This window comes from Ruminococcus sp. Marseille-P328 (assembly GCF_964249465.1).
GTDB classification, from domain to species: Bacteria; Bacillota; Clostridia; order Lachnospirales; family Lachnospiraceae; genus Blautia_A; species Blautia_A faecis.
This window is the reverse complement of sequence record NZ_CAXUBQ010000024.1, coordinates 11,589-25,526: the sequence shown is the minus strand read 5'-3', so window position 1 is coordinate 25,526 and position 13,938 is coordinate 11,589. Positions and strand designations below refer to the sequence as shown.

Sequence of the window (13,938 nt, the reverse complement as noted above, 5' to 3'; positions counted from 1 at the left end):
TTTTGACACTGCTGTCATTATATTTATTCGAACTCAATGTACACATCTTCCTGTTCTGCGCTCAGCAAATACAGATTCCCAGCAGCCTGAGTCAAGTCTCCACCAGTCACACGCACCGGAGTTCCTTTATTCATTCTCACCATCAGATACGCCTGATCGTAAAAATTTCCCAGATGAAGATGCACTTCCTTGTCTGTAATGTCTTTCTCCACGGTCAGGGCATCATATCTTTCAATGGCACCGGATAACTGGGAGCCTGTAAGATTTCGGAGTGCCGGTGCTGCTTCATTCAGCCAGGTCATGTACTCATCCAGACGGTTTTTCAGCTTTTCCCAGCCAAGGGCAGCGCCTCTGTCCTCATCCAGAAGGTCATCCGGATGCATAAAATGTGTATTTACAAAATGCATATTCAACTCAGACAAAGCAGCCATCTGCATATAATCGTCAATGATCGCACCGGAAATAATACGCGGCTGTTCTACGATTCCATCTTCAGCCACTTCAAACTCCTGCACATAAGCATAGTCGCCGGAAAAATAATTGCTGGCAATAGTACGAATCTTGGGATACAGGGAACCCAGCAGTTTCCTTCCCGCTTCTGACAAAACATTAGAAGGAGGAACATAAACAGACATGGTAGTCTCCGGAAACATTTCCGTTCCAAAATCCATCAACTCTTTCATTGCTTTTTCCATAGCAGAAAAACTTGTCCAGGTTTTATAGGGAAGTACATCTCCATAATCCGTGTCTGATAAGCTGAGCGGCTGATGGTTATAACCGTGATAACCCAGTTCTCCGCCCTGATGAAGGATCATATTTCCAAAATACTGGAACCGCTGTACATCATCCTGGCGTTCCGTCTCTCCGTCTGTTTCGTCCTCATAATTTTCTATTATAACTCCTGTATATTGCACATTGTGAGCCGTAGCAAGGGCGATCATATCCGGCCACCAGATATTGGTATAGAAATCTGCAATACTGGTGCCATAATCCCTTTTTACATAAGTTCCATCTCCATTTGGAACAGGGGAGGGAAAATCATCCAGATAAAAGACGGATCCGTTGATCACCGGATATACCCCCACATCTGTAAGAAGACTGTAGGATGCAGCAAAAAAGCCTCTGAAAGCTTTTTCATAAAACCCAAAATTATCTACTACAAACTTTCCGTTTCCATAATCAGCTTCCCAGATCAAAGGAATGCCTGACGTATCATCCGCCCAGGCGTATACCCTTGCACGCTGACTCAGCTCCACTGCCCAGGCCGATTCGTAGCCGTCTGTGACTTTGTATGCTTTTCCTCCTCCGACGAGAAACTCACTGTCGAAATAAATGCTGTTTACCATGGCATTTGTGTAACCTGAGGATACAATTCCAAGCTTCTGCTCAATAAGGGATACATAAGTATCCTTTTGAAGAGTAAGAGCGAACATGGCACTTCCGCCTTCTTTTACCCAGTCGCTGATCTTCAGCACATTTTCTTTCAGCGGATTTAAATCGCTTAAAAGAACGACCACAGTCTCATAATCAGACAGATCAGCCGGTACACTTTCATAATTTACATCTACCAGATCAGTACCCACCTTCATTTCCTTAAAGATCTGCTCGAACTGGATCCACGCCACGGTGCTGTCCGCCTGACTGCTGTCTGTAAGAACAAGGCAGGTTGGCTTTAGTGTCTTTACCGCAGTCTCTTCCGTAACCACTTTATCTGCATCCAGATAAGTCAGTTTCTTTGCCTTTTCCCGGTAGGGCAGACCAGAGCGTTCTGCAAACAGAATGGCTCCTATAAGCAGAAAACAGCCCAGGATCACCAGAATTCCCTTAAATTGAAAAGCTTTCACTTTTTTGATCCATCCAGCCAAAATCCCAGTGCCTCCTTTCCTCTGGAAGAAAGATAGATATGCTCTTCCTTCAATGCCTGTAAGCTCTGTTTCAGTTCTTTCCCCATTTTTCGTTCTGCCAGATACCGAATTTTCCAGATCCAGTATTCTTCACCTCTGTGCCAGTTCTGATCCATGATTTTCAATATTTTTTCTGCCAGGAAAAAATCTCTTTGCACCATAAGATTTTCCATCAGGCAGACACAGGTATGGAGATTCACCCTTTGCTCCAGCTGTTTTAACAAAAGCTGGGTATACTGGTTTCTGTAAATCTGTTCCATCTGCTTCTCCATAAAGCCCTGACTCAGATATTCTTTCAGGAAATCACAGTACTCCTCCAGAATAACAGGATCATCTGGATCATTCGTATATTTTTTCTCAATTTTTTGTAATCTGTAATCATATTCTTTGGACAGTTCCACCATGGCTGTAATCGCATAATGGACTACCTCCACATCCTCATTCATTCGTGCCTGCTTTAATAATTCCACATATTCCCCCGGGTTATCATTCAGAACGTTCATGATCAGTTCCCGGCGCCTGGAAGGATCATTCAGAAGAAGGGCCTCCTCCAGAGGAACCACATCCCTGTCATTTTCCTCCATGGCCGGAAACATGTTCTTATAAATTTCCTCGTTAACCCTGAGCTTTTCAACTCCCACTGTTTTCACCTGATCCGTACCGGAAAAAAGCTGAAAATGTATGAGCAGGACACACACCGGTCCCCAGACTGGTACAAATACGGCAAGAGACAGCATGTACATCTTTGCTTTCAGAAATCCTGTGCGTATTCCTGACCAGATCAGTATGCAGATGATCAGATGAATCGCCAGTGCCGTGATTCCAATTGCTGTTTTTGTCATGATTCCACTCCTGCTGTCTCTTTTCCTACCGGAACATCAAGCACCTTTCCCTCAAATCCATTTCTTTTCAGACGTTCAAGGATGACTGGCAATGCCTTGTCATCTGCCTGGGTCAGGATCAGATACAACTCCCCTTCCGGAGAAATACCACGGATATCGTTTTCTCTGATACAGCGGTCCAGTGCCTCATCCGCATCCTCAATGGTCATATTCCCATACTTCAGTTTCAGAAGGATATAGGATGCCATCTTCTGCTCACGCATAGAATGCTGAAGCTCCAGACTTTTTTCAAAGTATTCCGGCTTCAGGATCCTCGTATTCTCTACATATTTCTTGTATTCCGTGGCTTCCTGATATTCAAGAGCACGTAAAAGAGATGTTTCTACAAGACCACATAAAATCTGAAACAGATTCATATAATATAAAGTCAGCTGCCCGTTTCTTACCTCCTGAATACAGATCAGCATCACCAGACTGCCTTCTTTCCTGATACCAGCCATATACATGGGATAACCTTTTACGAAATCCCGATTTGCCCATACCTGCCCTTTTTCCAGGGTTTCCATGGCAAACGTATACTCGCTTAATCTGATAGAAGCAGAGTACATTCCCTGAGACTTAGGGGATGCCGCTTCCAATCTGCCGTATCCATTTTTCTGACTGATGGAATAAAACGCAAAAGTTTCATTCTCCAGAACTTCTTCCATAATGTGCATAGTTTCAATAAACAGTTCCTCTGGCTGTACAATATCCAGCTTTCTGGTAATGTCAAAGATCTTTCCGAAGCTGTCCTTACTGCCCAGAATTTGTTTTTTGTATCTTTTTTTGTCCTGAAGGGTCGCCTGGTACAGATCACGCATAAAGAGAAATTTTTCCCGGATCAGCTGATTCTCCTCTGATATAAATTCCAGATTTTCCCTGTTTTTCATTCGCACATAACCACACACGGCACCTGCAGCAAAATAAAAGATAAATGGGATCCAGTTAGCTGGTTCGTAAAAAAGGGTATACCACTTTATTCCCTGGCTTTCATATGCCAGAAGCAAGGATACTGTCTGGGCTGCTGCTCCGGCAATTCCATATCCCAGACCGTAAAGACTTCCAAACAAGACAATAAACACAAGACGCAGATCAATCATCTTAAACTGAGCCTGATTTCCCAGAAGACGCTGCAAAAATTCGAACGCCAGAAAGCAGAGCACAAACTCACATGCCCGCAGCCATCTTTGGTTCTGATTGAAAAGTCTGGTAAGCCAGCTTACTTTTCCCCCATTGTTTTTTGTGTATTCATTATATTCTTTATACATTTCCGAAATATGATCTAATACTGAAATCTTTGGAAACCAGTTATAGTTTGTTCGGATCTGTCTGTCGTCTTCTTTTATTTTTTCTACAACGGCACTGCTTTTATAGATAATGGAGACCGGGGATAAAACCTTTTTCAGTTCTTCGGTCACATCCTGAAAACAGATGGCAAATACATCTGGAACATTCAATACCTCTTCCTCATCATTCCAGTTATCAAAAAGCTTGTACATCAGTTCTGCCAGATCCATAGAATATAAAAAACAGGCTTTCTGCTCCGGAGCTTCCTGAAAAAACAGCTTCTGGCTCTCTTTCGAAGCTTGGAAAATTCTGTAAAAAAAATCTTTTTTATAGATTCCGGAATATAAATAGGGTACCCGCAGTATTTTTACCTTCAGACCGTACAGTCCCGCATAGCGTCTGCACACATCCTCTGCATTTTGCACCAGCAGAGTCTTGCCTGTTGGTACATCATACATTCCCTCTGGTCCTGTCACGTAAAGGAAATGGCTTTGAACCCCTTTCCTGCAGTATTGCAGGATCTTGCGCAGATTCTCTGCTTCCCCTTCCAGTTCTCCATGTAAGGTCAGATAATTAGAAAAGTATACCACAGCTTCAAATTCGTATGTTCTGAAAATATCTCCAAGTTCCAGTTCCGTCCTGGGAAATGGTCTGGAAATAAGTTCCCTTCTCCGGACTGTCTTTATCATTTTATTTCCAAGTACCATTACCTGACATTCTGGAAATGCTTCTTCTACAAATTCTTCTGTCACATAGCCGGTATTCCCGGCCAGCAAAACCTTCATATTCTTCTCTCCTGTTATCCTTTAGAATCTCTTCTGTCTGTTTAGGATACCTTATTTCGGTCAAATATCCTATTGACATTTTTACAAAATTTTTTCTGAATTTTATATAGTTTTCTTTCAGATTGCAGACACACTTCTTCAAGCTTACCTGGGTGCTGATGTCCATTGTGGTTTTGTGTCTGATTGCCATGGGGCTATATGGAGTTCTCTCTTTTATTGAAAAACACTATCTGAAAAAGCTTTGATGTGAAATGCACCCAGAAAATCCGGCCTATTTTTACAGAAAAAGGAAGGGGGACGTGGCAGCTTTCACACGTCTCCCTTCATTATTTACGATAATTCTTCTGCCAGTTTCGTCAGCCATTTCACTGCATTCTCCACATTCTCTGAATTAGCGAGAACTCCGATCCTAACAGGCTCATAGGTCACCTCAAGTTCCTCTGCCAGTTCATCAGAATCAATGGTAATGCTGTATTTGTCATTCTGCTCCCCAAATACCTGGTAAACATCCTCTGGCAAAAGCTCTGTCAGATCCATAAAATACTCATCTTTGAACTCAAAACCGTCCATATAATCTTCGGAACCAATAAGCACATCCACTGCCCTAGCAGATACTTTGGTGGTAAAGGCCATCTGGCTGTAGGATTCCAATGCAACTCCGTCTTCACCGGTGCGCAGGCTTTCGTCTACTGTGACGATTTCATATGGATCATCCTGGATTCCCAGCGCTTTCTGTACCTTTTCTTCGGCTTCCTCCTGCTTCGTTCCGTAGGAGTCAATTACCATAACCGTAAGTGCTGTATGGATCCTGGAATTTTCGTAAAGATCTTTTACAAAAAAGGCTATGGCGATCACCGCCACAATGGCTGCCATCTGTGGCTTATAATAGGCCCAGATATACTGAAGCTTTCCCTTCCAGCCCATACTGGCAAGCTTCATTTTCTCAAGTTCACGCTTCTCTTTCTTCGTCAGATCGGTCTCGTGTTTGTAACGGATGTCGTTCTCATCAATTTTCTGCGGTTCTTCCTGATTTTCGTCTTTTAATTCGATTCTCATACATTCTCCTGTGTTCCATAAGAAAATCCAAGGTCTGATTCCTGCCTCTCTGATCAATCCAGGACTTGCTGTCTTATGTAGTCCTTACCTCTGATTTTCTCTCTGTGATAGTTTTATATTGTAACACGTTTTATATATTTTGAACAGGTTTTCCGAAAGAAAGTCACAGTTCTTTCACACTCTTTATCCCTGTTCACAATCTGCCCCATAACAGCAGGACATTGCCAGGAAACTGCAGCTTTCCGATTGCTGTTCCAATATCCTCTTTGAAGGTATTTCATTTTCTCTAACTTCTTCACGCCCTCAGCCAGCTCCCGTCCAGCCTTGCAAGCAGTCTGGCATTGTGATAGGCCATCCGGAGAGTCAGACAGGTTCGTCCCAGATATTTGGTCCCATCCGGAGTTTTCATACAGGCCAGTGCCAGATCCGGAATTCCCGGATTCTGAAGGCAGATTGGGATTAAAAGCTGAATGGAATGGTTATAATACTGAGGAATGGCAGCCTTGTAGTCTGACTCCAGTATCCGTCTGGTCTGCTGTAAGGCTCCATCAAAAAGCTGTACCCGCATGCCGCTCTCCCTCACTGCAGAAGGAAGCCGCTGCACATTTTCCTCATCATCAAAAATATGCTCATACTGAGGCACCACCGGCAGCTTGGTATCAAACACCAGATCGGAAGGATTTTCCACATAAGCAGCCCTGGGCGGCAGATCCGTAATTTTTATTTTTAAAAGCGAGTAGTCTGTATAAAATCCTTCCAGATACCATTTCTGTCTGTCCGGTACTACATTTGGAACAAAATAAGCATAAATTGGCTGATAATACTGATTAAAGAGTCCTGTATGAAAAAGGGCATATTCTTTCTCTTCCCGTACTTTTCCTTCCTCATACAGTCTGCGGAATGTATTTTCCAGATAACCTTTCAGGATCCCGTTATCCCCGGACTGCCCAAAACTCCACTTCTCAGGGGATATCCTGGCCAGGTTCTGGATCTGCCGGTTATAATTACCGCAGTAGGTAAAATCGAATAGGTTCATGTTAACCTCCTGTCCTTTTTTCTTCTCTTCCTTACATTTTATTGTGGAAAAAGACTGACAGAACTGCCAGTTTTAAGATTCATCTTCGGCCCCGCTGGCCTTGCTTAAAGGGTAGCACACAGATAAAAAAAGCACAAGGAAAAGCGTTCGCCTCTTTGCGACAGGATCTGCCAGTAATATTCCGCAAGCTGTTCTTTTGTAAGTGTAATAAACCATAACCTGCCTCAAACTTTCCATTGCACCCCAGATAAATTTTCCCTATAATATAATATAACATTTGGCAATCCAGGAGGTGTTTTTTTGAAAAAAGACGGCTACTACTCTTCCGGTCAGTTTGCCCGGATGGCTGGAGTAACACTGCGGACCATCCGCTATTACGACCAGCACGATATTCTGAAACCTTCTCTTGTATCCGAGTCCGGCGCAAGATTTTATACTGACACGGACTTTGCAAGGCTGCAGCAGATCCTGCTACTAAAATATCTTGGATTTTCCCTGGAGGATATCCGGGAGATGACTATCGAAGACCCGGACAGCCATTTTATGCTCAATGCCCTGAATGTACAGCTGAAGCTTGTACAGGACCGGATTGAACAGATGCAGCTTGTGGAAAAAACACTGAAAGATACTGCCCAGGCCATTTCTGAGGAGCATACCGTGGACTGGAGCCGTATGCTGGACCTGATTCATCTGACTGTTATGGAAAAAAGCCTGAAAAATCAGTACCAGAATGCTTCCAACATTTCTTCCAGGATCAACCTGCACAGTCTTTATTCTGTAAACCAGGAAGGCTGGTTTCCCTGGATCTGCCAGCAGTGCCAGATTCATGAGGGAATGAATATTCTGGAGCTTGGCTGCGGTGACGGAGCTCTCTGGACCCAGAACTTATCAAAGCTTCCAGGGAACATACACATTACCCTTTCTGATATTTCCGAGGGTATGCTCCGTGACGCCAGGCGTGCCATTGGCGGAGAAGATCCCCGTTTTTCTTTCAAAGCTTTTGACTGTCACAACATTCCTCCAAGGATTGGCACCTTTGATCTGGTCATTGCCAATCATGTACTTTTTTACTGTGACGACATTGGAAAGGTGTGCAAAAATGTAACAAAAATCCTGAAGCCAGGCGGACGTTTTCTTTGCAGTACCTACGGTTCCAGACATATGCGGGAGGTCAGCCTTCTAGTCCAGTCCTTCGATGAAAGGATTGCCCTCTCCGCAGATAAACTGTACGAACGCTTTGGCAGGGAAAATGGAACGGATATCCTTTCCCCTTATTTTCAGCAGATTACCTGGAAATCCTATGAGGACGAACTGATTGTCACCGATGCGGAACCTTTAATTTCCTATATTCTCTCCTGCCACGGCAATCAGAACCAGTATCTGCCAGACCGTTACAAGGATTTTCGCGCCCTTGTTAAGAAAAAAACAGAAAATGGGTTCCATATCACCAAGGATGCAGGGGTATTTCTTTGTGAAAAAGTAACAAACTTGAAATAATTGTAAAAAAGGTCTTGAAGGTAACGTAAGGTCACCTTTTATAATGTAGCTACAGACTCAGGTTAGGGCAAACAAATGCTGCCCAAAATCCGGCAGCATTCATGAACGACTACGAAATTATGCACCTGACAGCATAAATCAGATATTGTTCGCAATAGGAACAATATAGCAAATCCAACAAAGGAGAACGAAATTATGAAGGGAATTATTTTAGCCGGTGGATCCGGTACCAGACTTTACCCATTGACTATGGTCACATCCAAGCAGCTGCTTCCAATTTATGATAAACCAATGATCTACTATCCAATGTCCGTTCTTATGAACGCAGGGATCCGTGATATCCTGATCATTTCCACTCCACAGGATACCCCACGTTTCAAGGAGCTTCTTGGTGACGGTCATCAGTTCGGCGTATCTCTTACTTACGCTGTACAGCCAAGCCCGGATGGACTTGCACAGGCATTTATCATCGGCGAAGAGTTCATTGGAAATGACACGGTTGCCATGGTTCTTGGAGACAACATTTTCGCAGGACACGGTCTTAAGAAGCGTCTGAAAGCCGCTGTTGAGAATGCAAGCTCAGGAAAAGGTGCTACTGTATTCGGCTACTATGTAGACGACCCAGAACGATTCGGTATCGTTGAATTCGACCAGGAAGGCAAGGCCATTTCCATCGAAGAAAAGCCGGAGCATCCGAAGAGCAACTATTGTGTAACAGGTCTTTACTTCTATGATAACAAAGTTGTTGAATATGCAAAGAACCTGAAACCAAGCGCCCGCGGTGAGCTGGAGATCACAGACCTGAACCGTATTTACCTAGAAAAGGGTCAGTTAAATGTAGAGCTTCTTGGTCAGGGCTTCACATGGCTTGACACAGGTACACATGAGAGTCTTGTAGACGCAACTAATTTTGTAAAAACAGTGGAAACCCATCAGCACCGTAAGATTGCATGCCTTGAGGAAATTGCTTACTTAAACGGCTGGATTTCCAGAGAAGAAGTTATGGAAGTTTACAACGTGCTGAAGAAGAATCAGTATGGTCAGTATCTGAAGGACGTACTGGATGGCAAATATATGGACGTACTTCACTAATTATAAAAATCAAAGGAGAATTATATCATGAATATTATCGTTACCGGCGGTGCCGGATTTATCGGAAGCAACTTTATTTTCCACATGTTAAAAAAGTACCCGGACTACCGCATCATCTGTCTGGACTGCCTTACCTATGCAGGTAATCTTTCTACTCTGGCACCGGTTATGGATAACCCGAATTTCCGTTTTGTAAAAGAGAGCATCACAGACCGTGAAGCAGTTTACAAGCTTTTTGAGGAAGAACATCCGGACATGGTTGTAAACTTCGCGGCTGAGAGCCACGTTGACCGTTCCATCGAAAACCCTGAAGTTTTCCTGAACACAAACATCATTGGTACTGCTGTTCTTATGGATGCCTGCCGCAAATACGGAATCAAACGTTACCATCAGGTTTCCACTGACGAGGTTTACGGTGATCTGCCACTTGACAGACCGGACCTGTTCTTCACAGAGGAGACTCCGATCCACACAAGCAGCCCATACAGCTCTTCCAAGGCTTCTGCTGACCTTCTGGTACTTGCTTACCACAGAACCTATGGACTTCCTGTATCCATCAGCCGCTGCTCCAACAACTACGGCCCATATCATTTCCCGGAAAAACTGATTCCGCTTATGATCGCCAACGCATTAAATGACAAACCGCTTCCTGTTTATGGAAAAGGTGATAATGTTCGTGACTGGCTGTATGTTGAGGATCACTGCCGCGCCATCGACCTGATCATCCACAAAGGACGTGTTGGTGAGGTTTACAATGTAGGCGGACACAACGAAATGAAAAATATCGACATCGTTAAGATCATCTGCAAAGAGCTTGGAAAACCAGAGAGCCTGATCACATACGTAACAGACCGTAAGGGTCATGACATGCGTTATGCGATCGACCCAACCAAGATCCACAACGAACTGGGCTGGCTGCCAGAAACCAAATTTGCAGACGGTATCAAGAAGACCATCCAGTGGTATCTTGACAACAAGGAATGGTGGGAGACCATTATTTCCGGAGAGTATCAGAATTACTACGAAAAAATGTACGGCAACCGCTAAGGAGGGCTGTTTTTATGAAACTGTTTGTAACAGGTGTGGCCGGTCAACTTGGTCATGATGTAATGAACGAACTTAACAAACGCGGATACGAAGGGGTAGGCTCTGACCTTGCCCCGGAGTATAGCGGAATTCAGGATAGTACTGCTGTCACCACAATGCCTTATATTTCTGTAGACATTACAGATGCTTCCGCTGTGGAAAAAGCCATTACAGAAGCAGGCGTGGACGGCGTGGTACACTGTGCAGCCTGGACAGCTGTAGATGCAGCTGAAGATGAGGACAAACAGGAAATCGTCCGCAAAGTAAATGTTCTTGGTACTGAAAATATTGCAAAAGTCTGCAAAAAGCTGGGCATCAAAATGATGTATCTTTCCACAGACTATGTATTCGACGGTCAGGGCACCACTCCATGGGAGCCAGACTGTAAAGCCTACAAGCCTCTGAATGTTTACGGTCAGACGAAACTTGACGGAGAGCTTGCAGTTTATAACAATGTTGACAAATTTTTTATTATCCGTATTGCATGGGTATTTGGTAAAAATGGCAAGAACTTTATCAAAACCATGTTAAACGTTGCCAAAACGCATGATACCTTAAAGGTTGTCAACGACCAGATCGGTACTCCAACCTACACCTATGACCTTGCCCGCCTGATGATCGACATGATTCTCACTGACAAATACGGTTACTATCACGCAACCAATGAGGGTGGTTATATCAGCTGGTATGATTTCACTAAGGAAATCTTCCGTCAGGCTGTTGAGCTTGGACATACCGAGTATGCTGAGGATAAAGTAACAGTTCTTCCTGTTACCACCGCTGAATACGGAGTTTCCAAGGCAGCACGCCCATTTAACAGCCGTCTGAACAAAAAGAAGCTGGTAGAAAATGGATTCACCCCTCTTCCAACCTGGCAGGATGCTCTGGCAAGATATTTAAAGGAAATCGAATTCTAATTCACAAAGCAAAGCGCAGTCAATTTCAAAATCAATTGACTGCGTTTTCTTTATAAGTCAAAATCCTGAAGCATTATTGACTCCAGAATTTCATAGTTTTTATTTACTTTCTTCTGCCTTTCTCTCTAGAGCGTGTTTGAAAATGGATTTCATCTATCTGTTCTTCTGATAAGGGCTGGCGCTGTTTTTCCGCTTGTTCTTACTTTTCCGTCTTTTCTGCGGCTTTCTCTTGTTCTCGCCATAATAATCTTCCAGGTATTCCTCAATCACATCTTCCTCGTCCACGCCATACTCATCCAGAATCTCATCAATTTCCTTGTCATCTGCATCAGACAGATCATCATCTAAATCATCATCTTCATACTCTTCCTGATACTTTCTGTACTGCTCCCTGGAAGGATTCTTTTTATCATCACGCTCTTTTTTCCCTCTGCGCTTTGTCTCGTTTTCAACCTCCTCCCAGTCAGCTTCTTCCCGTTTCTGTCGTCTTTCTGGTACTTTACCCAGATCCTCATCTTCATCGTAATCATCGTCATATTTCGGCTTATTAATGGCAAACTGGATCAACATTCCCACAAGGGCGAACCCAATGGAAAAAATGATTCCAAAAGGAATTTCCTCCATTTTTGCCAGCTTGGCAGCAGAAAAGCCACTTAAGATACCACCCAGTATACTGGTTCCCACAATGATCACTTCTCTCTCATAGCGAAGCGCCAGCATTCCGAGACCTACTCCCGCCAGAAGACAGATGAAAAAGCTGAAAGAAGTAGTCGGATGGATAATATATACAGTAATCGTCAGCCCAATTCCTGCTCCCATAATAAAAATACCGGCCTTAAACACTGCAAAAGAAAGAATGGCAAGTACCAGTCCTACCCCGATCATTCCCACTGCATAATACATCTTTTCCCCGAATCCGATCTGATGAATGGCAAATAATCCGATTCCTGCTCCAATGAGAAATCCAAAGATCATCATCCAGAATCTTAAAAGACGGTATCCGAGTACACAGTTCATAATTCCGAACACAAGCACTACTCCAAATAACGCCATGGACAAAGTACCCGCGATCTGCATATCCCGAACTCTGTATGCAATATTCATAATATTTTTTAAAATATCAACCATATCTGTTTATACCTCTTCCTTTTAAAACATATAATAGATAGTTTTCATGTTTTCCAGAATTCCATAATGATACTCTACCTGACTCATTCCATATATAGTCATATAATATCTTGCAGCCTCCTGAATGGCATCTCCATTGATCCAGTCTGCTCTGGCCTGTTCAAAAGCTTCCTGTGATGAGAATTTAAACCTCACTACTGCAGCCCCGTTATTCAGCCTCATCTGACAGTATGCCAGAATTTCCTGATAGTCATAACTGTCAAAGCAGCCCTGGTTCAGCACATAAAAATTCATATCTGTTGCAGAACACGCCGGAACCGTAAATTCAGCAGAGGGTGTATATGTCATCTCATACTCCTCCGGGAATGGACACAAATAATCATATAGGATTGTCTTATGTTCTGCAAGCTGGACTGCATCGCCCTCCAGAAATTCCGGCTGGTCACCGTTGGTCGCATCAAAATAGTAATCATTTCCATTTAAAGTAATAATGTTCCAGGCATGTCCCTCTGTACTTCCGGCAGTACTGCCTTCCACGTAAATACAGGGCACTCCAAGATATTCCAGCAGATACTGGGCAGCCCCTGCATATCCGGCACACACTGCCTGCTTCCTCCAAAAGATTCCTGCCATGCTCTGGTCGTCCTCAGATTCCTGATATTCGGCAGTATCGATCAGATAAGTATAAACTGCTTTCGCCTTTTCATAATCATCCGCCCCCTCTGAGACCAATGCACTTACCTCCTGACAGGCATTATCAGCAGCTGCCTGTATCTCCCGGATTTCCTCATCCGTATAACTGTAGCCGGGAGAAAACATACAATAATTGGCATTTGAGAAGGTTGTTTTATATACCTGCTTCCGGTTATGCACCCAGAACAGCTCAGGATGATCCATAAGCACCGCATGGTAAACTTTATTTACGGTGTCATCATCATAGATCGTAAGATAAAATTCTTTCTCTCTTGACCGGATTCCTTCTATCATTTCCCGATATCCCCGCTGTTCTTCTTCATTCAGCTGACCAAAATAGTATTCTTGGCGCAGTCGCTGTGTGTCGGTGTCTGCCACCTCCTGCGTCCGCAGTTCCCGGACTTCTTTCGGCTCTCCGGAAAAAATCTCCGGAGCGTTATCCAGAATTCCCTCTCCCACCTTCACAAACAAATCGGCTGGCTCATACTGCTGCTGATAAACATAGATTCCCAGGGAAATTGCCACTGCAAACAGAAGAATAAAAATAAATTTCCATGGTTTTCTTTTTCTCATTCA

The 13,938-nt window shown here is 43.7% G+C and carries 11 protein-coding genes; 4 read left to right on the top strand and 7 right to left on the bottom strand.

Features of this window, described 5'->3' with window-relative positions; all coding sequences use genetic code 11:
- Positions 1–23 precede the first annotated feature (23 nt).
- From ACESTK_RS15850 to ACESTK_RS15830, 5 genes are all read right to left on the bottom strand, one after another.
- The gene (locus tag ACESTK_RS15850) at positions 24–1,865 is read right to left on the bottom strand and encodes a DUF2194 domain-containing protein (protein ID WP_373120211.1); all 1,842 of its coding nucleotides are present in this window, start codon (positions 1,863–1,865) and stop codon (positions 24–26) included.
- Positions 1,841–2,746 carry a hypothetical protein gene (locus ACESTK_RS15845; protein ID WP_373120210.1) on the bottom strand — a complete coding sequence of 302 codons (906 nt, stop codon included), beginning with the start codon at positions 2,744–2,746 and terminating at the stop codon, positions 1,841–1,843. The genes ACESTK_RS15850 and ACESTK_RS15845 overlap by 25 nt, the downstream gene beginning before the upstream one ends.
- Complete coding sequence (locus ACESTK_RS15840; RefSeq protein WP_373120208.1) at positions 2,743–4,857, bottom strand: NAD-dependent epimerase/dehydratase family protein; 2,115 nt, start codon at positions 4,855–4,857, stop codon at positions 2,743–2,745. The genes ACESTK_RS15845 and ACESTK_RS15840 overlap by 4 nt, the downstream gene beginning before the upstream one ends.
- 330 nt (positions 4,858–5,187) lie before the next feature.
- The gene (locus tag ACESTK_RS15835) at positions 5,188–5,913 is read right to left on the bottom strand and encodes a hypothetical protein (RefSeq protein ID WP_187565593.1); all 726 of its coding nucleotides are present in this window, start codon (positions 5,911–5,913) and stop codon (positions 5,188–5,190) included.
- A 295-nt stretch (positions 5,914–6,208) separates the two neighbouring features.
- Complete coding sequence (locus ACESTK_RS15830; protein WP_118581369.1) at positions 6,209–6,949, bottom strand: DUF3825 domain-containing protein; 741 nt, start codon at positions 6,947–6,949, stop codon at positions 6,209–6,211.
- Positions 6,950–7,249: 300 nt separating this feature from the next.
- On the opposite strand from ACESTK_RS15830, the gene ACESTK_RS15825 reads away from it, so the two are divergent.
- The 4 genes from ACESTK_RS15825 to rfbD all read left to right on the top strand — a co-directional run bounded on the left by ACESTK_RS15825 (position 7,250) and on the right by rfbD (position 11,541).
- Complete coding sequence (locus tag ACESTK_RS15825; protein WP_118581366.1) at positions 7,250–8,446, top strand: methyltransferase domain-containing protein; 1,197 nt, start codon at positions 7,250–7,252, stop codon at positions 8,444–8,446.
- Positions 8,447–8,641: 195 nt separating this feature from the next.
- Entirely contained in the window at positions 8,642–9,538 is an 897-nt protein-coding gene (rfbA, locus tag ACESTK_RS15820; RefSeq protein WP_118581363.1) for a glucose-1-phosphate thymidylyltransferase RfbA, read from the top strand.
- A 27-nt stretch (positions 9,539–9,565) separates the two neighbouring features.
- Complete coding sequence (rfbB, locus tag ACESTK_RS15815; protein ID WP_373120207.1) at positions 9,566–10,585, top strand: dTDP-glucose 4,6-dehydratase; 1,020 nt, start codon at positions 9,566–9,568, stop codon at positions 10,583–10,585.
- A gap of 14 nt (positions 10,586–10,599) precedes the next feature.
- A complete protein-coding gene (rfbD, locus tag ACESTK_RS15810; RefSeq protein WP_173718598.1) occupies positions 10,600–11,541 on the top strand; it encodes a dTDP-4-dehydrorhamnose reductase in 942 nt (313 codons plus the stop codon).
- Between the two features lie 153 nt (positions 11,542–11,694).
- On the opposite strand, the gene ACESTK_RS15805 is transcribed toward rfbD, so the two are convergent.
- Entirely contained in the window at positions 11,695–12,669 is a 975-nt protein-coding gene (locus ACESTK_RS15805; RefSeq protein WP_195992179.1) for a DUF4203 domain-containing protein, read from the bottom strand.
- Positions 12,670–12,690: 21 nt separating this feature from the next.
- Entirely contained in the window at positions 12,691–13,935 is a 1,245-nt protein-coding gene (locus ACESTK_RS15800) for a transglutaminase domain-containing protein (RefSeq protein ID WP_173716250.1), read from the bottom strand.
- Positions 13,936–13,938 lie beyond the last annotated feature (3 nt).

Bases quoted from the DNA above. Each gene is read 5' to 3' on its own strand.
- ACESTK_RS15830 (WP_118581369.1), bottom strand. From the start codon at position 6,949: ATGAACCTATTCGATTTTACCTACTGCGGTAATTATAACCGGCAGATC.
- ACESTK_RS15840 (WP_373120208.1), bottom strand. From the start codon at position 4,857: ATGAAGGTTTTGCTGGCCGGGAATACCGGCTATGTGACAGAAGAATTT.
- ACESTK_RS15845 (WP_373120210.1), bottom strand. From the start codon at position 2,746: ATGACAAAAACAGCAATTGGAATCACGGCACTGGCGATTCATCTGATC.
- ACESTK_RS15800 (WP_173716250.1), bottom strand. From the start codon at position 13,935: ATGAGAAAAAGAAAACCATGGAAATTTATTTTTATTCTTCTGTTTGCA.
- ACESTK_RS15835 (WP_187565593.1), bottom strand. From the start codon at position 5,913: ATGAGAATCGAATTAAAAGACGAAAATCAGGAAGAACCGCAGAAAATT.
- ACESTK_RS15805 (WP_195992179.1), bottom strand. From the start codon at position 12,669: ATGGTTGATATTTTAAAAAATATTATGAATATTGCATACAGAGTTCGG.
- rfbD (WP_173718598.1), top strand. From the start codon at position 10,600: ATGAAACTGTTTGTAACAGGTGTGGCCGGTCAACTTGGTCATGATGTA.
- rfbA (WP_118581363.1), top strand. From the start codon at position 8,642: ATGAAGGGAATTATTTTAGCCGGTGGATCCGGTACCAGACTTTACCCA.
- rfbB (WP_373120207.1), top strand. From the start codon at position 9,566: ATGAATATTATCGTTACCGGCGGTGCCGGATTTATCGGAAGCAACTTT.